Origin of the sequence: Dyadobacter sediminis, from assembly GCF_005860765.1 — a bacterium.
Taxonomy (GTDB): domain Bacteria; phylum Bacteroidota; class Bacteroidia; order Cytophagales; family Spirosomataceae; genus Dyadobacter; species Dyadobacter sediminis.
This window is the reverse complement of record NZ_VCEI01000028.1, coordinates 15,836-39,857: the sequence shown is the minus strand read 5'-3', so window position 1 is coordinate 39,857 and position 24,022 is coordinate 15,836. Positions and strand designations below refer to the sequence as shown.

Sequence of the window (24,022 nt, the reverse complement as noted above, 5' to 3'; positions counted from 1 at the left end):
GTGCTACAAAATAGTTGTAAATATTAAATATATCAGACATTAAGCATTCAATGTTTAATTGCTTTGAAAGATTATTGCTTTTCTATTTGTAACTATGTGCTTACAAATACTACCTAGTTACTGCATACTCAACCGGTTATTATGAAGATCTTTCTACTTCGCCTGCTGTTCACCACTTTCCTTATGTCCTTTTCTGCCATGCTGCTCGCGCAGCCTGCCATTAAGTGGGATAAATCCTTTACCGGATCCGCAGATGACCGAATTATAAAAACCATAAATACCTCAGATGGCGGCCATCTTCTGGGAGGTTATTCCAATACCCAAAAGGATGGGAATAAAAGCGCCAATGGAAAAGGCGGCTACGATATCTGGCTGGTAAAAATAGCTGCTGACGGCACAAAACTATGGGACAAAACATATGGAGGTGCTCTGGATGAAAACTTATCCGAGTTAAGGCAAACCTCGGATGGAGGCTACCTTCTGGGCGGCTACTCCAATTCAAATATTAGCGGTAATAAATCTGAAGATTCCCGTGGCTCGAGTGACTACTGGATTGTCAAAATTGATCAGAACGGCAACAAAGAATGGGACAAGACATTTGGCGGAAACAGCTGGGAAAGCTTGATAGCAGCTCGCCAGACCCCGGATGGAGGCTACATTCTGGCAGGCAACTCAAACTCGGATGCCAGTGGGGATAAATCGCAGGATAAACTGGACAAAGAGGAAACCTGGCGCGATATGTGGCTGGTAAAGATTTCTTCTCAGGGAAAACTGGAATGGGAAAAGACAGTGGGTAACCAGTACGCCGGTGAGCTAAGCTGCTTTGACCTGGCTGCGGATGGAGGTTACATAGCAGGTTTCGACCTGGGAGGCTTCGAGCAGGCATCCGGGCTTTATTACGTTGTCAAATACAATACTGCCGCAGAAGTAGAATGGCAATATCGCTATGGTAATCCAGAAACTTATAACCAACTCAGGACAATCAGCCAGACTTTGGATGGCGGCTATATGCTGGGCGGTTACATGTATAGTACAGACGGTGGAAGTCCTGTTGAGTACTTGCAATCCAATGATTCTTATCTTGTTAAAATAGATGCTGCGGGCAAGCTGGAATGGGAGAAAACATATGGCAGTGTGGATGTTTTTGATGAAGCCCCTTCCATGGAAACCATCACGTCCGTGGTGCAAACTGCTGATGGAGGCTTTCTGGTCGGAGGGGCTTCTTCCGGCCTGAAAGGAGCCGACAAAAGCGAGAATTCAAGAGGTGGCCAGGATTTCTGGGTATTCAAACTTCAGGCAGATGGAAACATGCTCTGGGATAAAACCATTGGAGGAAGTGGACAAGACCTGTTGCTGAGCATGGTACAAACCGAAGATTCCGGATTTTTGCTGGCCGGCATTTCCAAATCCCCGGCAAGCGGAGAAAAAACAGAAAGCCCGCAACAAACCCAGACCGGGTACGACGCCTGGATTGTCAAACTAAATGCCGAAAAACCTGTACTTGCCAGTGTAATCACCAGCTTCACAGCCTTAAAAGAAGGTACTGGTGTTGCACTGAACTGGAACACTGCTTCTGAAAACACAATTGACCGGTTTGAAGTGGAAAAAAGTTTGGACAGGCTTACATGGAAATCAATTGGCGAGGTCAAGGCAAGTCCGGAAGCAAAAAATTACAGCTACGTGGATGCCAGCACGGAAATTGGCATTGAGATGCTATACAGGCTGAAAATGGTGAAGCTTGACAAGAAGGTTATTTATTCCAAAGAGAGAAGTGTTGTATTTGCAGCAGAAACACCTGAAATCGTTTGGGATAAAGTCTTTGGCGGACCAAATATATACAATTATACTTCTATGATAAAAACCGCCGATGGAGGGTATCTGATCGGTGGCATGTCCAACGAGGCCATCGGAGGTGATAAAACACAACCTGGAAAAGGCGATGAAGACTACTGGATCATCAAAATAACAGCCGATGGCATCAAACAATGGGACAAGACTTTTGGTGGCTCCGGGGATGACCGTTTAACATCTATCATACAGACTAGCGATGGCGGATACCTGCTGGGTGGCACTTCAATATCACAGAAAGGCGGTGATAAATCAGAAGATAACAAAAGTGTAACCAGTTATAAATGGGAAGACTTCTGGCTGGTGAAAATTGATGTGCAGGGCAAAAAACAATGGGACAGGACTCTTGGAGATGAAGGAACAGAATCGTTCCCCATCGTTGTTCAGGCACAGGATGGAGGCTATATCGTTGCAGGTAACACAGATTCTTCTGGCCGGGTAATAAAAGTGGATGGAAATGGCAAACAGGTATGGGAAAAACATACAGGATCATTCACTCTGCCGTTTAGTTTTACGGCTACATCGGATGGTAATTTTTTAATAGGTGAAAGTTATGATAACAGCTATGACATCACTAAATTCTCGCAAGACTTTACGCGACAATGGACAAAGTTTGTTAAAGTTCATCAAACCACCATTGCTTCCCTTGTGCAAACCCGGGATGAAGGTTACATCCTGGGTGGTTACTCTCAGGACAATTACGGAGTCGTAACACGCAAAGATAACCGCGGGCAAAGCGACATGAAGGTGTTAAAGATAGACAAAGATGGTGCATTGCAGTGGGAAAAAACCATCGGAAGCAACCGAAGAGACAGGATCAGCTCGATCATTCAGACCTTAGACGGGGGCTACCTGCTTGCCGGCAACTCGGATTCTGATATGGAATGGGACAAGACAGACGGGACACGGGGCTACCCGGATTACTGGCTGGTCAAACTGCAAGAGGATGGAACAAAGATGTGGGACAAGACTATGGGCGGTAGTGGTATAGACGAATTGTCATCCATTTTTCAGACGCCGGATGGAGGGTACCTGATCGGTGGCCGATCATCCAGGGCCACTTTCAAGGGAGAAAAAACAGCGGAATCCAAAGGTGGTGATGATTACTGGGTATTAAAACTAGCTCCTAAAGAGCCCCTGCCAGTTACCCTAACAAGCTTCACTGCTCAAAAAGAAAACAAGACCGCACTGCTCAGCTGGCAAACCGCCACAGAAACCCGTAGCGACCGGTTCGAAGTACAGCACAGCCTGGATGGAAAATCATGGAAACTTCTTGGTACAATAACTGCCAAAGGAGAAAGCAACAGTTCAAATACTTATGAGTATGTTCATAACAATCCTGCTATGGATAAAGACAACCTGTACAGATTGAAAATGATTGATACGGATCAGACATTTACTTACAGTAAACTCGCCAGCCTGCATTTTGATGTTGATTTAGCTTTAAATGTCTTTCCTAATCCTTCACCAGACGTTCTTACCTTGCAAGTAGCCGATTGGTCGAAAGTCAGAGAAGTAAAGATGCTGAACAATCAGGGCAAAACCGTATACTTTTCTGATAAAAGTCCCTCCCGGCACATAGCTGTAACAAAGCTTTCTTCCGGCTTATACTTTATAAAAATCACCATGGATGACGGCAGCTCCTATTTGAAAAGGGTGTTAATCAACAGGTAAAACTTTTATATCATACTTATAAAACTGAAAGTATAACAGCTTGATGCCTTTAATACAAGAAACTTTAAACCACCAGGTTTATAATTTGGTGGTTTAAAGTTACAAGGATATATAATGAATTTAACATAACATATTGTTATACAACAAACGAAACTGCCTTAAAAGAGCTTTGTATATAAGCTTTTAGGAGTATGAAAATATCTTGACATACCTCAACAACATTTTGTAAACGAGAAAGCCGCTTATTCGTTGGGATAGGCGGCTTTCTCGTTTCTATGCTATTAATGCCTAACTACTCCTTTACGAGCACTTTAAAAACTTCTGAAAACTCATTGGACTGTACTTTCAAAAGATACATGCCTGCTTGCAATTTGTCGGGCAGGCCTACTTTCAGTCTGGATGAGCTGCCTTCGGCTCCGGTACGCTGCAATTGAAATTGACTACCTATCATGTTTGTCAATTTTAGATCAATATTGCTCTTGTGGCCGGAAGAGACTTCCAGCATGATGTGATCTTTGGCGGGGTTGGGATAAATGGTTGAGGCCGGGGCAACAACTATTTCAGGCGACTCGTTCTCCATCGCAATGCGCGCTGCGGCACTTGGCGCACTCGTGGTAATAATAAGCTGCGGAGCAAAACCGGATGTATTTTCCTTGCTGTGAATATTGATCAGGTTGTTGTTATATGCCGTTACGATAGCAAGACTGACCACTTTATCACCTGCAACCTGTGATCTGACAAAGTCGGTCACATCCATATCATAGTATTTTAACTCTCCTCGTACCGATGTACGTGATTCGAGAGCAGGATTTAAGTGAGATGGGGCGTTGGAAAAGGTGATTCCATTTTCTGTCCATGCGTCATTCAAAACACCGCCAGTCCCGATGGGTGCCCCGGATACAGACTCGTGATTATTGGCATAGATGCGAAGTGTAGCGCTTTTGACATTGGCAACAGCTGGCACACGGAACCGCAAATAGGTTTTACGGTTGAGATTTCCATTACCCCCTTTGACGCCGAGCAGCTGATCCGAGCCAAAGTTCTGGTCTTTATAGATCCCGCCACGAACAGTCGCATCAGCCTCAGGGGTGAATGTCCGTACCTGCTGCTGGGAAGGGAGTACTTCAATGGCAGAGACCCGGGGCAGGTCGGCCGCACCGGTCAGAAAGTCAATGTTCAACACACCATCTGTAACCGTAACCGGAAACGTTTGTTGATAAGCTCTCATCGCTCCGCCGGCTGCGGCAAAGATGTCAAAGTTGGTCAGCTTGCGGCTGCCTTCCATGTTGACATGGAATTGCCTGCTGCCTTTTCCGCCTTTTTTACCCGGTGCGCCGTAGTAGATTTCAGCAAAGTGCAGGATCACCTCTACATTGCCATTCTCAATCGGGATGTTGTAGCTGAACGAAGGTGAGCACCGGCCTGAACGGTAAAACACATCATTGCTTGTATTCAGGATATCGCCGCTGGCAATGGAGCTGGTGCGGTCAATACCAGCATAGTACTTGTCGGCTATAAAAAGCTTTTTCGTAGCGGTCGTGAAATCCGGCCCACCGGCGTTGATGCGGATCGGAGTTTTGGTTTGTGCGTTTTCTGGAGCAAGTTTTACTACCCAGTAATCACTTACCCCTCTTGAATTTTGAGTTTTATCGCCACTGGCATTGGAGTCCGAATGGCCACCCAAAAAGTAACCGCCATCCGTTGTTTGAATAAGGTCTAATAAAAAATCACTGCCGGCACTACCAATCGTTTTGTCCCACTGAGTGGTTCCATTGGCAGCAAGTTTAACAATCCACATATCGGGTTTTAAGCCATTGCCGTCCGATGTCTTATCATTGCCAGCTGGTGAGCTTGTATGTCCTCCGGCCAAATAGCCGCCATCAGCTGTTTGAATCAATGTCCTGAAATCATCATCAAAATATTCTTGCGTGTACCCTCCGGAAAGTGAGCGTTGCCATTGTATTTGTCCCACATCCGACAATTTGATAATCCAATAATCATTACCGTTTGAATCCTGTGTTTTCTCACCACTTGCTTTTGATGATGAACGTGCGCCCAGAATGTAGCCGCCATCGGTTGTAACACTGATGCGGGGCCCATATTCAGTCCCTGTTCCGCCAATGGTTTTCTCCCATTGCAGGTTGCCGGACGCGTCTAGCTTTATAATCCAGAGGTCACTATCTCCTCTTGACTCCTGCGTTTTGTTGCCACTAATACCAGAATAGGAATAGCCTGCGATCAGGTAACCTCCATCCGACGCGACCTGAATAGATTTTAGTCCATCATATTTAGTTCCTCCATATTGTTTATCCCAGAGAATGTTCCCATCCGCATCCAGTTTCACTACCCAGTAATCTAGTGATCCGATCGGCTCCTGGCTTTTTGCCCCTCCAGCTGCCTGGGCTGATGAAAATCCAACAATATAACCGCCATCCGGAGTTTTTTCCATCGCTCCAAAGAGCACGATGCCTTCTCCTCCATTAATTGATTTTTCCCACTCAACCTTTCCGGCATTGTCAAGCTTTACTAATAGCTCCGAACCTTCATTTTCTCCGCCTAATAAATACCCACCATCCTCAGTCAACAGAATGCTATGCAAATCTGCATAAACTGGAACAGTCCTATCCCACTGCTTTACCCCGTTAGCATCGACTTTCACGATCCAGGGACTAATGAATTGTTCTGTATTCTCTGATTTGTCGCCACTTTTGTTCGAGTTGGAGGTGCCGCCAACGAGGTATCCACCATCTGGTGTTTGAACGACAGCACTTAAATAGTCATTACTGCTGCCTCCGAATGTCCTTTCCCACTGGATTGTGGGTTGAGCAACAAGGCAGACTGATGAGCCAAGGCCGAACACTAAAAAGCTTAATTGAAGCAAAAGTTTTCTCATAGGTAGGTCAATGCTGAGTTGATAAAACGAATGTAATGTAGTTAATAGCCAACAAAGGATGCCAGATACAGCCTGCCACATGAGAATATTTTCACAACTTTTGAGAACCGGCTTTACAGGCTTGCACATAGAGCTATGCAAGGGTCAAGAATAGATGGCTATATAAAAGCAGCAATGACAATAATATTTAAAATAAGGATGTAAATATTCCTGATATTTGATCAGAATGAAAGTCAAACAAACCTTACTGGAACAGATTTTCAAGCTTGATGAAAATAACTAAAAGGGAATGAAAGAATAGCTTCATTAGACTCAGCTGCACTTCCAGAGGGCTATAAAAGATCCAATATCACAGATTTAAGATTGCTGTGCTATTATATCTTTAATTACTAATAGCATCTGACAAAGGCCAAGTTACAATTGGCTTTCCTTTATGTACGCCATCTTTTACCTTCCTATTACAATCTTCCGGATCAGTGAAGTGCCGTTGGTTTTAGTAAGCTTCACAAAGTAAAATCCAATCACCAGTTTTTTAATATTTATTGTTTGTACCGGAGTACTTTCAGAATCATAAACAGAGACTAAATCCATGTTGAGCAACTGAACATTGGATACTTCTTTCCAATTAACAATATTGATGTTAAGTATTTCTGAGACAGGATTCGGGTATATAGACAGTTCGATATTGCCTTCAAAAACAACGCTCGTAATTTTGCTGAACGAATAGGTTTCATCGGCATCAATCATTTTAAGACGGTATAGGTTTTCTGTCCCGGGTTCAGGGCTTTGATGCACGTATTGATAATTAACCACATCCATACTTTCTCCCTTTGCATTCACCATGGCCAGCGTACGCCATGATTTACCATCAAGGCTGTGCTGCACTTCAAACCGGTTACTTTTGCTTTCTGATGCCGTTTGCCAGCTCAGCAGCACAGTGGTCTTTTCTTTCACAGCTGAAAAAGTGGTTAGCGTGACGGGAAGTGGCGGCTGATCGCCACTAAGCTTAACAATCCAATAATCATTGCCAATCCGGGAAGCCTCAGACTTGTCTTCGCCGATTCCTGAGGCAGAAGTACCCCCTATCATATACCCGCCATCTGATGTTTGCAGCACGGTTGATATCACATCCCAAAACCCATTCGCAAGTATGTACTTGTCCCATTCTATAGAACCATCAGCCCTTAGCTTTACCGTCCAGTAGTCATACCCCTCTACGGTTGAACTGTCCCCTCTGTCGGCTGCCGCATTCATTCCGCCGAGTATATAGCCACCATCTGCTGTTTGCTGTAGTGATTTAAATTCATCACCCCTGGCAGTTCCTACAGTCTTATCCCACTCGACCAACCGATCGGCTGAAAGTTTTACAATCCAGAAATCATTTGCCCCTTTCGAGTCTTCTGTCTTTTCGTAACCCGCATTATAGTTTGAAGTTCCACCAATGATATAGCCTAGGTCAGCCGTTTGCTGTATAACCTTAAAACTGATCCCATTTCCAAGTACCTTGTCCCATTCTTTTGTACCGTCTGCTTTAATCTTGACAATCCAACAGTTAGATGTGGCTCCGTTATAATCCGTTTTATCCCAATCAGGATAAGAACCTGAAGTACCGCCCAATACAAACCCATCGTCTGCCGTTGGAGCCATGGAGAATAAAAAATCTTCACTACTGCTCCCAATGGTTTTGTCCCATTGTTTCTTGCCGTCAGTTGCAAGCTTTACAATCCAGTAATCCCGGGAGCCATACAGACTATCTCCTCTCGGATCAGAAGTTTTGTCACCGGAAATAAATGAAGATGAAGTTCCGCCAAGAATATAGCTTCCATCACTTGTCTGCAAAACCTCGGCAAGTACATCAGCACTATTACCTCCTATCGTTCTGTCCCACTGCTTTGTGCCGTTTGCATCAATTTTCACCACCCAGAAGTCGTCTGGCAGATAGCCAGGAATACTATCACTTTTACTCTTTTCTGTTTTATCGCCTCCTGCCTGTGATTGCGAGCTGCCACCCAGGATATATCCTCCGTCCAAAGTCTGCTGAATGCAAACCAGGTTATCATCACCGTTACCTCCAAAGGTCTTGTCCCACTCTTTGGTACCGTCTGCTTTTGTTTTGACTATCCAGTAATCCATTCGTCCCCTGGTTTCACTGCTCTTGTCACCACTTCTGGGAGAATAAGAGCTACCACCCATAATGTATCCACCGTCTGTTGTCTGTTTTATGATTGTCATCCGGTCATCCGCAGTGCCTCCGAAGGTCTTATCCCACTCAATCTCAGCTGTTGAACTACCCGGGAAAAACAAATCTCTTGCCGGGCTATAAACCGGTTCAAGCTGCTTGCTTATGATTTTTAAACGGTACCAGTTCCGGTCCCCGGACAGGGGATCATTGTGTGTGAATTGATAAGAAATAGAATCCTGATTCTCGCTTTTTGCATTAACGGCACCCACTTTAATCCAGTTTCTGAGATCCATGCTATGCTCGATTTCAAAACCCATGATTTCAGTACCTAGTGCAGTAGACCAGTTTAGCCGGGCAGTTTTCCCTTCATTTGCTGCTGCAAAGCCTGTCAGTGCCGTCAGCAATGCATCTGATCCCAGTCTGACAATCCAGGTGGCCCTTTCATATTGATGTGGCTGGGTCTTATCGCCGCTCTTTTCTGAAAAGGAGCTACCAGTAAGCGTATAGCTGCCATCGTTTTCCTGATGGACAGAACTAAGGTTATCGTCACGGTTGCCCCCAATGGTTTTGTCCCAGAGCTTTGTTCTGTCCGCCCGTAGCTTCACAACCCAGTAATCCAGAAGGCCTCTGCCCGGCTCGGTTTTGTCCCTGCTAACTGCCGTGGCAGAAACACCACCTAGAATGTAGCCACCGTCCGAAGTTTGCTCTGCTGACGCAAGCGACTCATCACCAAAGCTCCCCACAGGCTTGTCCCACTCCTTTTTACCACTGGCTGACAGTTTAACGATCCAGTAATCCGCATTTTTGTTGAAACCCGGACTACTTTCCGTTTTATCACTGGAATTGCTTGAATTGGACGTGCCTCCCACCAGATAACCGCCATCCGCCGTTAAGGCCAGGCAGCTGAGCTTATCTTCACGGTCGCCTCCCAAGGTTTTGTCCCATAACTTGGTCCCGTTTGGGCTGACCTTTATGACCCAATAATCAAGAGAACCCCTTGATTTCTGGGTCTTGTCCCCGGAGACTTCTGCATCCGATGTACAAGCTATTACATAGTTGCCATCGTTGTCCTGCACTAATGCACTAAAGATGTCCTCTCCACTACTGCCAAAACTCTTATCCCATTCTTTCTTTCCATCTTGCGACAACTTGATCAGCCAGGCATCATAACTGCCTTTGCCGTCCTGAGACTTGTCTCCACCTTTTAAAGAACCGGAATTTACCAGCATGACATATCCCCCATCACTAGTTTGATTTATATCTACAATACCGGAGTCATCATCGAGTGAACCGATTGTTTTATCCCATTCTATAGTACCGTTTGCTGATAACTTGACAATCCAGTAATCTGAACCATTAACTATTGCACCAGTTTTATCCCCACTGATGCCGGAATGAGACTCACCTGCCAGTAAATAGCCGCCATCGGCTGTCTGAATAAATGCTCCCAGGAAATCTGCCTGGCCTCCCCCGATGGTTTTGTCCCACTGCTTTTTGCCACTGGCAGAATACTTGATAACCCAGTAATCTAAACTGCCTTTCGAATTTTCTGATTTAAGACCACCGGCATTTTCCTCTTCGCTTCTGCCTGTTATGTAGCCACCATCACTAGTTTGTTGAGTGAAAAAGTAATAAAGGCTCCTGGGAGGGCTGATGACCTTATCTGAAAGGATGGCAGGTTGTGCAAACAGGCTTAGTGATAGGCCAAGACAAGGAATTATTAAATAAAATGAAAGCAAAAATTTCTTCATCAGCTGAAAAGTTGAACAGGTAGAATAGGTAGCATGTAACTAACACACATTAGATCATGCCAGATACTCACTACTGATACACAAATATGATTAAACACTTATTTAACGGCTGTTGATGTATACTTAAACATTAATTTATGCTACTGAATTAGGTTTACAGAATTTTATTCCCAAAAGTTACATTAACATTTAATTACTATTATGGTGAATGTAAATCCCTAATCTGCACTTTATCGGAAGCCTTATTCAACATAATAAGTGTTATAGAACAATTTAAGTAATTGATAATCAATCCTTCAAACGATTTTTGATTTATAAAAAAAGGTTTGTTAGCCTGTTGATTTGATCCAAATTCCCCATTAATATGGCAGTATGCCAACTGTTTTATAATCCTGTATAAGAAATCTAATCCAACCTTCTTGTTATCCTTGATGATCAGAATAATTATTCATTGCCATCTTTGAGAACATTCCCCTTTTTACAGCTCTATATGTATGAGCCCGGCTGCCTGAGCAAAGCAGGTTTTTAACTGGCATCGTTTTTCAACTAAGTAATGTAGCTGGCTTGTAAATACTTATAGTAAGTTTGGCTATCGTGTAACTTACATGTATACCAGGGTTAATTTTAGTATACCCGGTTTCAGAATAGTACTCATAATCAATTAACTACTCACTTTAGAAAACAGATCTACTTTATGCGTGTTTCTTTACCTGCCTGGTGTACGTACCTGAAAGTCGCCTGCTTTTATTTTACAACACTTACCAACAGGGCAAAGGCAATCCCTGGTTTAAACAAAAACAGTCTGGCAATGCATGGACTGGTTTGTGCCCTTCTTTTTTTACCCGGCAGCATACTCGCGCAGCCAGCCATCCAGTGGGATAAAATAGTGAGTTCCGAAGATTTGCAGTACTATGAATTCAATACAGTAAAGCAGACCCTGGATGATGGTTATATTGCAGGTGCATCTTTAAACGATCAGGATGGTCACAGTATCATGGTATTTAAATTATCAGCTACCGGGACCAAGCAATGGGAGAAGTCGTTTGTGGCTCAGTACACTGAAGAACTTGCCGAAATTATCCCAACCCCGGATGGCGGCTACCTGCTGGCCGGTACTTCCCGCTCCAATGCGGCTGGTGACAAAAGCGAGAACGACAGGGCAATCAATGGAGGTTACTATGGTGACTACTGGATTATCAAAATTGCGGCAGATGGTTCAAAACTCTGGGACAGGACCATAGGCGGCACCGGAAGTGACATGCTTCGTGAGGCAAAGTCCACAGCTGATGGAGGATTTATCCTTGTTGGTTTGTCTGACTCCGGGGTCGGAGCGGATAAATCAGAAAGTAACCTGAATGGCAGGGTCTGGCTGGTCAAGGTGAATGCCGAAGGGATCATCGAATGGGATAAAACCACGGGATCACAAAATCCAAAAGAAGGCGAGGGTGATTTTACCATGGATGTCACACAAGATGGCGGCTACGTTATAGCCAGTAGCTATTGGCGCTCTATTCCAGGGGATACAGAACATCTAACGGAAGTCATTAAAGTAGCCACAGACGGAACAACGGAATGGAGCAAAGTACTGGAGTACACACTTGATCAAATTCCGACTGCCATCCGGCAGACGCCCGAAGGGGATTATGTGCTGACACTCAGAACTTATGCTTCTAGAAAGTCATTTATCCTTTTGAAGCTTGACCATACAGGAAACCCGATCTGGTACAAAACTTATCGAGGCAGAGGGTTCGCTATCACAGACGCTTACGCACTTAGCTTAACCAGCGATAATGGCTATCTAATCGCAGGGCGGTCCAGCGCCAACAAGGGTAAGGAAAAGAGCGAAGATGCCCGCAACTCAGAGGATTACTGGATTGTAAAAGTAGACCGGGATGGCATCAGGCATTGGGACAAAACCATAGGCGGTACCGGAAAGGATGCACTTGCTTCCATGCAGCAGACCCGTGATGGCGGCTATATACTCGGCGGCGTTTCTCTTTCACCGGTTGGTGTGGACAAATCCGAACCGGTTGATTTCTATGAGGGAGATATCTGGCTGGTAAAGCTGGCACCCGAGCCGGCCAGAAAGCGGTTGAGCTTTACACCGGGTACAATCCGGTTTTCAGCTGTGGCAGGATCCGTAGGGGCAACACAACCGGCTACCCTGATAGCAGGCAGCGGGTCCCCTGAGCCGACACTTACAAAATCCTTAAACAGCTCCTGGCTCACGCTTCCCGAACCTGGGTTGGGGGCATTGCATTTCGGTGTGGATGCAACAGGTCTCACGCCGGGCAGCTACACGGACACGGTGACAGCAGCTGCGGCCGGGTACCGCAGTGCCACCCTTGTAGTGGAGCTTACAGTAACAGATGCCAATCAACTTACCACGGTCCGGATCAATGCGGGCGGAGAACGTTCCATTACCTCGGATGGCCGCGTATTTACCGCAGATCAATACTATACCGGTACCGACCGGGTCAATGCTATTGCTTCTCAAAACATTAAATATACCAGTGAGGATGTGCTTTACCGCTCCGAGCGGAGTGCAGCATCTTTCGGCTACAACATACCCGTTGTCAATGGCGAGTACGTGGTGGTGCTGCATTTTGCCGAGATCTGGTTTGGCATTCCGGGCGGAAGGCATGCAGGGCCCGGGCAAAGGCTTTTTCATGTGGATATCGAAGCAAGCCGCAAGCTGACCGACTATGATATTTTCACCAAAGCACAAGGTGCATTGACTGCGGTGGAAGAAGAGTTTAGGGTGACTGTCTCAGACGGGCAGCTGAACATTGATTTTTCAAGTGGCGCGGCCAACCTGCCCACGGTTGCAGCCATCGAGGTAATTCCCCGTTCCGAGTACACCCGCAGAACGGTGGTGATATCCCCGGTAGAGGATGCCTATATACAGGAATACTCATATGAAAATTTTGGCACATCCCCCTTGCTGATCGTCAAAGATACAGAGGACAACCCTAACATACTTGGCCGCCGGTCTTATCTGAAGTTTCCATCCATGGAAGCCAGCCAGGTTACTTCTGCAAAGCTGCGGGTTTATGGATACAATGCTGAAAATACATCCGGGGTCAAACTGTACGCTTATGGAGTTGACCAGGATAACTGGAGTGAAACACAGATCAACGGCAACACTGCTCCTGCTTTCCGATATGTGCAGATTTCGGGCGTAAGTGTTAACAATGAAGCAAAGTATTATGAGCTGGATGTAACCAGTTTTGTGCAAGAACTAGTCGCCAATGATCCCTTTGTAAGTTTTGGCCTTAGTAGCTGGTACATTGGCTCAACTGTAAGAAACATCAGACTGGACTTCCATAGCAGGGAAAACCCCTCCGGCAATGCCCCGCAGCTGGTGATCACAACCAATGCCGCAGCCAGGCCAAGTCTGCAGACAACCCGGATTGCCAGTGAAGAAATCACCTCTGAGGATAGGCAGGCCGCCAAATCTGCTGTGTACCCTAATCCGGTCAGAAAGCAGTTTACACTGAGCCTTTCACCAAAGCATGAAGGGCCCGTTTCGATGCAGATGATCAGCCAGTCCGGAAGATCTTACCCCGTGAAGGCCTTGGGGCAAAGTACCGCATCTGCTCAGAAGCATATAGACCTGTCGGGACTAACGCTGGAAAAGGGTATTTATCTGCTGAAAATAAGCTCGAAATTTGAAACCGAAGTGCTGAAAGTACTCATAGCGGAATAAATGAAGATACGCTTTTGTTCAGGTATTAAGTTATAAAGAATAAAGCAGCGAGGCCGTTTCATCCAGGTATGGGACGGCCTCGCTGCTTTGCATTACCATACTGTTTATACTGCTTGCACTTTTAAGTATATTCCTATGTCTTTCTAAGCAGCGCTTTTAGGGTCAGTAAAAACGGTGGTATTCCTAAGACTCAAAATTCGATGGACAAAAATGGTTTAATGACTAATAACAATTAGTTCATTCAGGAAGTTGAAAAAAAATACCCTTTTTGTTCGGCCAGTAATTGCAGTAGCTTTCAAAGTGGGCGGTTGGCTAAAGTAGTTCGTCCTCAAGAAATCAGGTACTATTTCCCTGTCATCGCCATATCGTCTATGTATTTAAACAAACGTTTTTGTAAATAAATGGTTTTCGTAGTTTTTATGGTTAATTCATTATTTATATTGTTATGTAAAATAACAAAATGTATTATATTTGATTTTGTTAAGTATTGTAAACAAATGATCAAAATTGGCTACGCAAGGGTTTCAACTCAAGAGCAGAATCTAGACCTGCAACTTGATGCTTTGAAAAAGGAAGGTTGCAAGCAGGTCTTTACGGATAAGATCTCCGGAGTAAAAGCAAGTAAGCCCAGCTTCGAGAAGTTACTAGAATACGCCCGGCCTGGTGACACCATCGTAGTCTGGAAACTGGACCGTCTTGGCAGAAGCACAATTAAGCTCATCGAGCTGATTGAAGAATTGAAGCAGAGGGGAGTTAATCTGAAATCACTTTCAGAAGCTATTGATACCAGCACGGCGACAGGAAATCTTTTTTTTCAATTCATGTGTGTGTTGGCTGAACATGAACGTAACATTATTAGAGAGCGGACAAAGGCTGGACTGGAATCGGCACGTGCGCGGGGAAGGGCTGGAGGTCGGCCGGCAGGTTTGAGTGAGCGCTATCGCAGCATCGCTCCTGAGGTCAAGGAGATTTATGATAAGAAAAGCAGGAGTACGGATGAGATCAGAGAAATGTTCAAAATAAAAAGCCAGCCTACCCTCTATAAGATTTTGAAATATGCAGGTGTAGATGTGAATGGATTTCTCAAAAAAAGAAGATGATAAAATAAGGTTATAGATTTTAAACGAAGGCAAAAGATGTTACTATCTATAGAAGAACAGATTCTTGCGACGTTGTCGCAACATTTGAATTGAAGCCAATAATTTCACCGGGCCAGTGTAGGGAGAAAAGTAAAACAATAAAGCCGGTGGCTTACATTAAAGATAGGAATCCATCTCCGGTAAACTGCCAAGTGTAATTGTGCCATCGGCAATGACACATTTTGAAAATTAAAACTCTGAGGGCTGGATACGCTATCTAACAAAAACAGCTATACCTGCTCATGGTCAAGCAAGGAATATGTCTCCTTTTTCCAACCTTGAGATTTGCTTAACCAGACCAGACCTTTTTTCGATATTGTCTTCCTTGTCCAAAGCCTTGCGAAGCTCAACAAACTGACTTGCTGCCCGGGTAAAGTCATCTGTTAAAAGAAATGATTGTAGCCATACAGCAAAATCTTTCAGTTCGGGTTGCTGGTGATTATATTGAAAGTATTCCAAAAATGACTCGTTTTCTAAATTCCAACCTTCCCACATGTCAATGGGCACAATAGGCCGCTCCAGGAATTTGTCGATCACATACATATTAGAGCAGAAGGTTTGAAAAGCTTTTTGGCCTGCCTGCTTGATTTGACCGGCTTTATATAATAGGATGGCCCACTCAAACAAAAAGTCTGGAAAACCTACATCGTCGGGAAAACTTTTTGAAAACCATTTCGTGTATTTTAATCCGCCAGCATAATCCGCCAATTGCACATAATACGTGGTCGGCAAATACCGCAGGCCACGGCTGTCATCATAACCTCCAAATTTCCTTTTCTCACTGGCCAAAGTTTTCTTGATGTTTTCAATCTTTAATCGAAGCCTTTCAATCTGTTTCAGTGTCATTAGATAATTGTTTTTTGATGATAACGTTGATTGTCCCGAATTTGAGAAACCCACATAAAAGCCTAATTTCCCAGTTATTATTGTCCAAAAATTGGTAAGGCCTTCAATTTAAAAACATATAGTTAATGTAATTGTAACTTAGTACGACCTTATTAATTTTAAAAATTTCTGATTTATACACGAAAACTAATTTAAATACTTATTTTTCATTATGTAAAATAGATTTGATTATTTGTAACATACATATAATTAATTCTTTTATTTATCGTATCGAACTTATTTTAAGTACTTTAAAATAAATAAAAGGATAAATTAACAGTATATATTAAGTGCATTATCGTTAAATTTCATTGATTAAAGTATAAGTTTAGATAATAAGCTATATCGGAAAATATGTAACTTTTAAGCTACTTACATTAGCTACTTTATTTCTTATAAAACAAAAATTTTTTTATAGTAAAATTTTGAAGTAAAATATTTTTATTTATACATTTGATACAATCCTTAAATATAGAATTACTGATTTATAGCTGAGTATTTTATCAGCTAATCAAGCCACACTTAATAATCAAATATTTATCCGAGCAATTATTTGATTGGCTCATAAACCTGTTTGGGTAGCCCTTTTTTTAGATTACATTCTTGCTTCTTTCTTGCCGCTTTATTTTGCTTTAAGCATAATAATATACGTTTTATTGATTGTACCTACTTTAAAAATTTAGTTTAGCTATTTATCCTAAATGAAACAGGCTCATGAAACATTTCTTTACCCTATGTTTTATTTTTATTTACATTAGTTCTTTCGCCCAGAAAATATACAGGGTTAGTAACATCCCGAATATTGCCGATGGAGTGAATAGTTTTAGTACTATTGATTCTGCAATTTCAGCAGCTTCCAGCGGTGACATCATATATATTGAACCCTCACCTACAACGTATCCCGGGTTTACTGTTGATAAAACACTTCATTTTATTGGCAATGGTAATTTTCTTGACCAAATAACAAATGGCCCATTCAATAAATCTGAAAGCCATACAGGTGCTGTTACTTTCAATGAAGGAAGTGACAGTAGTACAGTAGTTGGATTACGTATAGATCAAATCTATTTAACTAATGTAAAAGGTATTAGTATAAGAATGAACAGGACGGGTGGAATTTCTCTATATAATAGCACATTCGGTATTTTAATCTCAGAAAACGTAACTGGAAGCATTAGAGCATACAATACAAACGGTTCAGGTGAAAGAACAACAATAAAAAACAACGTTATTATTAGTTATGGACATTGCATTTACGGATTAAGAAATTCTGATATCAGAAACAATACGTTACATGACACCTATTCAACTAATGAAATATTCTCCTTAAATGAAGGGTGTGTTATAATCAATAACATTCTTGACAGAAGAGGTCAAACAACAATTGAAGATATTACTGCTAATAACAACTCGACAGTTGCTACAAATAACCTGACTGTTTTATCAACAGAAGCCAACCTGAAAGACATTCCCGATGATGGCAGTAAAAGTGTAATTACCAACAAACCGGAAAGTGTCTTTAGTGTTGCTAATCCATGGGACGCTAATCCTTTTAAAGATGCTGACTTCAAATTAAAACCTGATTCACCTGCATTAAAAATTGCAACAGATGGCAAAGAAGCGGGTGCTTTTGGAGGAATAACGCCATACAAACCATCAGGTATACCTAATATTCCAATTATAACTTCTGCCTGGGGTACCGGGGCGGGGACAAGTGCCTTACCTCTGACGATTAAAATATCTGTACAAAGCAATTAGCTGTAATTCTTTCCTGAATCTTCAATTTGTTTACAAATGAAAGCTGTTCGTTTGTTGCTGCTTATTATGCTTGGGGGAAATGGAATTATAGCCCAAAAGGTTAATAAGATTGAATACTTTATTGATCGTGATCCAGGTTTTGGTAAAGCAACAAATGTTAGTGTTAACCCAGCATCTGCAATCAGCGACTTGACTTTTACTGTTACATTAAATGAATCGGTAAAAAAAGGAATGCACCGTGTGTTTGTGCGTGCAAGGGACACCGACGGAAATTGGTCATTGGTGCACAGTCACATTTTTTTTAAAGAAGTGCTGGAACCTGGCAGCGAAGAGCAAGAACTGTCAAACATTTCCAAAGTAGAATATTTTATTGATCATGATCCGGGTTATGGAAAGGGAACCAATGTCGCACTGACCGCCTCAAAAACGATTAAAGATCTTACTTTTTCAGTTCCATTAAGCGAGTCACTGGTCAAAGGACTGCACCGCCTGTTTGTCCGTGCAAGAGATGCCAAAGGCAACTGGTCTTTTGTAAGCAACCAGCTTTTTTATAAAGAGATATTACAGACAGAAGATGAAGAACAAAAGCTGCCAAATATTACAAAATTAGAATACTTTATTGACAAAGATCCGGGTTATGGTAAAGCTATAAACGTAGCAGTGACGGGCTCAAAGATCATCAAAGATCTTGATTTTATGGTTCCGTTAAGCGGATCTCTGTCGAAAGGGCTTCACCGTCTGTTTGTGCGCGCCATGGATGCAAATGGTAAATGGTCGTTTGTAAGCAATCAGTTATTTCACAAAGAAGTGCTGGAATCCGGCGAAGGGCAATCATTGCCGAATATCGTAAAGGCTGAGTATTTTATTGATCAGGATCCAGGCTATGACAAAGCGAAGAACGTGCCTGTTACAGCTGGAAAAGCAATCAAGGATCTGACTTTTTCTGTTCCTTTAATCGAATCATTGGCAAAAGGTCTGCACCGCCTGTTTATACGTACAAAAGATTCCAGGGGTAAATGGTCATTAGTTACCAATCAACTGTTCTACAAGGAAATACTTGTAGTCAGCGAGGATCGCAAGCTTCCGGATGTTAACAGGCTAGAATACTTTATTGACAAAGATTTGGGCTATGGAAAAGGTACGAACGTGCCTGTCACCCCTGGAAAAGAGCTGAATGATATCAGTTTTGATGTACCCGTTGACAAGATAGAATTAGGCGATCATATCCTTTATGTCAGAGCCCGGGATGCCAATGGAAAATGGAGCATTGTACAAAATAGTAAATTCAGAGTTGAACCGCCAACTGGTATTTTTGTTACGGTTGGTACAATTGATCCGATTCTATGTACCGGAAGCCCGTTAAATATTCCATTTACTGTCAACAGCCCCTTTTCTGAGGGAAACACATTTACAGCGCAACTTTCTGATATGGAAGGTAGCTTCGAATCGCCACGAACCATCGGTACATTAAAAGCAACGGGTTCAGGTACCATTGAGGCTACAGTCCCGTATGTTCGGGACGGAAGCAATTACCGGATACGGATTGTCAGTGACAACCCGGAAAGAACCAGCGTTTCCAACAACCTGCCATTGCGTATCAACCATATTCCTTCGGTATTTTCCATTGCAGGAGATACTGTTTCATGTTTAGGTGAAAAGGCGTATAGCCTGAACAATTACGAGCGTGGAAGCGGAAATTACATCTGGAGCCTTTCTGGCGGAGGGGATCTTGATCCAAGTGAAAACCTGGCCGACATAACATGGAAAAAAATAGGCCTGCACACCGTAACAGTTAAATATACCGGAGTCTGCGCGGGAGATGATTCTGTAAAGGTCTTGGACGTTCGTGTAATTGATCAGCCTTTAACAGGCACTTTTAAAAACCTTCTGCCAAAGAATGAAGAAATTGATCTGCCGATGCCGGTTACCTTTTCGTGGTCACCCATTTCCAATGCAGAAAGCTATGACGTATATATATGGCCGGAAGGCAAGGAAAAGCCGGAAGTACCGGCTATCGCAAATGTAAAAGGGATCAATCATACAGTAAGCAATAGTAACATTATCCAGTATGAACAGCTTTATAAATGGCAGGTTGTTGCAAAACGTGCATGCTATGCACTGAATGGCCCGGTTCAGACATTCCGTACACGAAAACTTCCCGATTTGATTGTTCAAAGTATGACAGTTCCGGCTACTGCAATTACGGAAACGGAAATGACTGTAAGCTGGACAATCAAGAACCAGGGCGATGGCGGAACAAACGATACTCCCTGGAATGACCATGTTTATTTAAGCGACCAGCCCACACTCAGCACAGCAACTGAAAAGTTTAATATGGGTACGGTTGAAAATTTCAGTGCACTTGCAGCCGGCCAGTCATACCAGTCTGTTCCATTTAAATTCAAGGTTCCGCAAGGTATTCAAGGAAATTACTATGTCGTAGTCACAACGAACGAATCGAATTCATTTAAAGAAACGGACAATACCAACAACCAGAAAGTAAGCGCAGCAGTGAAGGTGTCACTGGCACCACCGCCCGATCTGCAGGTAACCGCATTGACCGTATCTCCCTTGTCTGCATTCTCGGAAGGAGAAATAACCATTAATTACACAGTAACCAATAAAGGTCCCGGACCAACGACCGCAAGCAACTGGACGGATCTGGTGTTGATAGGCACATCCGAAACAGTAAACATGAATACGGATCTTACCCTGTCCAGCTATGGAAGAAACAAGGCTTTACCAGCAGACAGCTCTTATACCATATCTCAAAAAGTAAACCTTCCACAGCGCATTGAGGGTACTTATTACGTTCATGTTGTCACGGATCGGTATAGCCAGGTTTTTGAATACAATCAGGAAGATAACAACAGCAGGGCAAGTCTTCCAATGACTATTATTCAGAAACCTACACCTAATTTGCAGATCAACGATTTGTCTCTTTCTTCCGCTTCGGCTTCCAGCGGGCAGAACATTACAGTAAGTTGGACAACATCCAATCAGGGGTCACTGGAAGCTTTGCCTGGATGGAATGAAGCAGTTTATATTTCTGCTGAGAAAAACTTTGATCCGGATAAAACACTGCTTATTACTAGTTTTTGGCGTACCGATACGCTTCAGTCACTGGCCAGCAGCCGTGTGCAGCATGTTGTGCAGGTTCCGGCCACACTTCCGGAAGGAAGTTATTATTTTTATATTGTAACAGATGCCAATGATCGTATTTATGAAAATCCGGGTGAAGACGATAATGTATCGCCGGCTTCCGAAAAAGTAATGATTGGCAATCCGGATTTAAAGCCCGTTTCTCTGATCAACCCTGCCACTGCTTTATCCGAACAAAGCATTACCATGCAGTGGAAAGTGAAGAATGAAAGCGGGGCTGCGATTTACACAAACAGTTGGACAGATAGAATTTATCTTTCTGTAAACGAGACACTGGAAGTTAATGATGTACTGCTTACTTCCAGTAAATGGGACCAGTTTCTTGTTTCCGGAGGAGAATACACCCGAAATGAATCCGTTACATTACCTGCCAATCTCTCGGGCAAATTCTTCCTGATACTGGCTGTGGACGAAAGCAACACTATTTTTGAAAAGGAAGAGAACAACAATATTGTTTCTGCTCCGATTACTTTATCTCTTGCACCTTGGGCAGATCTGGAAGTAGTAACCGTGCCGGTTCCTGCTGCGGATACTCTCGGAACCGTTATTAACTTACAGTATGTTGTCAAAAACAGTGGATCAGGAAATGTTACTAACAAAACCTGGACAGATGGTATTTACCTTTCTGCTACGGCTGATGTTGATGAAAAGGCTTTGATATCACTGGGGAGCGTTGTTCAGAACCGCAGACTTGCCAGCGGACAGTCTTATACGCAACAGACTTCATTTACTTTAACAGGTAACCTTCCTGCGGGTAATTACTTTACAGTAATCAAGGCAGACATGGCAGACAATGTATTTGAGAACGGCGCAGAAAACAACAATATAAATCGTTCGGTTTCATCAACAGCATTGGTTGCATTGCCGGAAACAGATCTTTTTGTTACAAGCGGGCAGATCCTGAGCACAACTGTTACTGCCGGCAGGCCTGTAAGTCTGAAATGGACTGTGAAAAACAATAGTAAACAACTTACCGCAGTTCCTTTCTGGACAGATGCCGTTTATCTCAGTAATAATCCTGTGCTAGATGCTTCAGATGTGCAGCTTGGCAGCCTGACAATTACTTCTCCGCTTGGAGGAGAAGCCAGCTATACCAGAAATCTGAGTGTGAATGTTCCTGAAGAGGCAGGCGGAAAGATGTTTTTTATTATTCATTCCGACCGGTTCGGCCAGCTCAATGACAAGAACAGGTCCAACAATGTGCTGGCCATGACGCTGGATGGCGGAGGCAATGCGGTTGAAGTAGTTACTCCTCCACCCGCCGATCTTGTACCTTTAAGCTTTACAGCCCCAAATCAAGGCATAGCGTCGCAGCCAGTAACCATAACATTCAAGGTTAAAAATACCGGGACCGGTACAACACCATCCGAATACTGGACAGACCAGGTATTTCTTTCTGCTGATGATGAAGTGGGCAATGATATTTCCATTGTCTCCACATCGAGAACTATTGCGTTAGCGCCCGGTGAGGAATATAGTCATACCGTACAGGCATTTTTGCCGGCAAACCAGTCAGGAAATTTTTACCTGCTTTTTAAAACAGACAGCTATAACAATGTTTTTGAAAGAGGAAAAGAGAACAACAACGTTGCGGCCGCTAATATTTTTATTAGCCCGCAACAGCCCACGGATTTGATCGTAAAGGAAGTTACCGTTCCGGCTGCTGAGCAGTATGCGGGTGAAAACGTCCGTATTGGCTGGACGGTTGCCAATGCCGGTACAAACAAGGCGTCTGGATTTTTGAGAGATGCGGTTTATATTTCCAAAGATGATTCACTGGATATTGCAGATGTACTTCTGGGTACATTGGAAAGCAATATTGATCTTTCGGTTCAGGACACCGCTAAAATGAACCTTCAGAAACAGCTGACCAACCTTGCCGCAGGAGAGTACTTCGTAATTGTTAAAACCGATATCCTTGACAACCTTCTTGAACAAAATGAAAACAATAACCAGGCTGTTTCGGCGGGCAAAATCAAGATTGCTGTCAGACAGCTTGAAATCAATAAACTGACTTCGGCCAAGCTGGGCAACAACAATCAGCTTTATTACCAATTGGTTATTCCTGCAAATCTGTCAGGGGAAACTTTAGCGATCACTTTAAAGGGCGATTCATTGAATAAAGCGGTTAACCGGCTTTTTGTTCAGAGAGACAGCGTGCCAACTGCCAATAAGTACGAGTTTGTAGCCGCGGCTGCGTTTCAGGCTAATCAGGAACTGATCATTCCTGCTCTAAAAACAGGAACTTATTACATCATGGCAAATGGCTCTGCAGATGCTTTCAGTACACAAGACATTACGTTGCTGGCCACCATCATTCCATTTGGTATTAAGACCGTCGATGCGGCTTCGGGCGGCAATACCGGCCTGGCAACTTTAAAGATAACGGGTGCACGTTTTGAAGCAGGTATGACTTTCAGATTAAAAAAATCCTCTGAGTATATTCAGCCGTACAAAGTGCAATTCGTTAATCAGACACTGGTTTATGCAACCTTCAATTTGCTAAATAAACCGCTTGGTTTGTACGATATGGAAGCCGTCAGGCCGGGTGGTACCGTTACTGTTTTACCCAAAGCCTTTACAATCAAACAAGGTCCCGGAAACATCTTTGCAGCCGGAAATAATGGAAGTACAGGAGCTAGTTCCGGATTTGTATGCACGATTTCCAATGTCGGTTTTGAAGACCAGCTGGGAACGGATATCATCACGCCTGCCAACGCCAGGTTGTCCGTAGTTACTTCTTTCATTGTGAGCTTTCAGAACAACGGTTCCGTAGACATTCCCGCACCGACCAAATACCTGCTTTCCCTTAACGAAGATGTGCCCATTGCTTTTACTATAGATCAGCTGAAAGAAAACAAAAACGACCTGGTTCTGGAATGCAAGGAAGCCGATGGTCCTTTCGGAATCCTCCGGCCGGGCGCAAGCGGGTTCTTTAAAATATACACGGTGTCCCATAATCGGACTGTTCCATCTATTGACCTGGTGATAACTGAATAAAAGTGCATTAACTGTGCCTGC

The 24,022-nt window shown here is 43.4% G+C and carries 8 protein-coding genes; 5 read left to right on the top strand and 3 right to left on the bottom strand.

The annotated features are described in order from the left end of the window. Nucleotides 1-141 precede the first annotated feature (141 nt). Nucleotides 142-3,522, top strand: coding sequence for a T9SS type A sorting domain-containing protein (locus tag FEM55_RS17225; RefSeq protein WP_138282644.1), 3,381 nt, complete (start codon nucleotides 142-144; stop codon nucleotides 3,520-3,522). 292 nt (nucleotides 3,523-3,814) lie between these two features. On the opposite strand, the gene FEM55_RS17220 is transcribed toward FEM55_RS17225, so the two are convergent. Further along, nucleotides 3,815-6,121 (bottom strand): CBM96 family carbohydrate-binding protein, encoded by a 2,307-nt coding sequence (locus tag FEM55_RS17220; protein WP_171036597.1) that lies wholly within the window; start codon nucleotides 6,119-6,121, stop codon nucleotides 3,815-3,817. Between the two features lie 741 nt (nucleotides 6,122-6,862). After that, nucleotides 6,863-10,348: a T9SS type A sorting domain-containing protein gene (locus FEM55_RS17215; protein ID WP_138282642.1), complete on the bottom strand. Its 3,486-nt coding sequence runs from the start codon at nucleotides 10,346-10,348 to the stop codon at nucleotides 6,863-6,865. Nucleotides 10,349-11,042: 694 nt separating this feature from the next. Between FEM55_RS17215 and FEM55_RS17210 the strand changes: the two genes are divergently transcribed. Both FEM55_RS17210 and FEM55_RS17205 read left to right on the top strand, forming a co-directional pair. Then, on the top strand, nucleotides 11,043-14,057 hold the full coding sequence (locus FEM55_RS17210) for a CBM96 family carbohydrate-binding protein (protein WP_138282641.1): 3,015 nt from the start codon (nucleotides 11,043-11,045) through the stop codon (nucleotides 14,055-14,057). Between the two features lie 497 nt (nucleotides 14,058-14,554). After that, nucleotides 14,555-15,157 (top strand): recombinase family protein, encoded by a 603-nt coding sequence (locus FEM55_RS17205; RefSeq protein ID WP_229209312.1) that lies wholly within the window; start codon nucleotides 14,555-14,557, stop codon nucleotides 15,155-15,157. A gap of 285 nt (nucleotides 15,158-15,442) precedes the next feature. Here the strand turns inward: FEM55_RS17205 and FEM55_RS17200 are convergent, their stop codons facing one another. After that, nucleotides 15,443-16,042 (bottom strand): hypothetical protein, encoded by a 600-nt coding sequence (locus FEM55_RS17200; protein WP_138282640.1) that lies wholly within the window; start codon nucleotides 16,040-16,042, stop codon nucleotides 15,443-15,445. Between the two features lie 753 nt (nucleotides 16,043-16,795). Between FEM55_RS17200 and FEM55_RS17195 the strand changes: the two genes are divergently transcribed. Continuing rightward, nucleotides 16,796-17,839, top strand: coding sequence for a right-handed parallel beta-helix repeat-containing protein (locus tag FEM55_RS17195; RefSeq protein WP_138282639.1), 1,044 nt, complete (start codon nucleotides 16,796-16,798; stop codon nucleotides 17,837-17,839). A gap of 189 nt (nucleotides 17,840-18,028) precedes the next feature. Beyond that, the gene (locus FEM55_RS17190) at nucleotides 18,029-24,001 is read left to right on the top strand and encodes a CARDB domain-containing protein (protein WP_171036596.1); all 5,973 of its coding nucleotides are present in this window, start codon (nucleotides 18,029-18,031) and stop codon (nucleotides 23,999-24,001) included. Nucleotides 24,002-24,022: the final 21 nt, after the last annotated feature.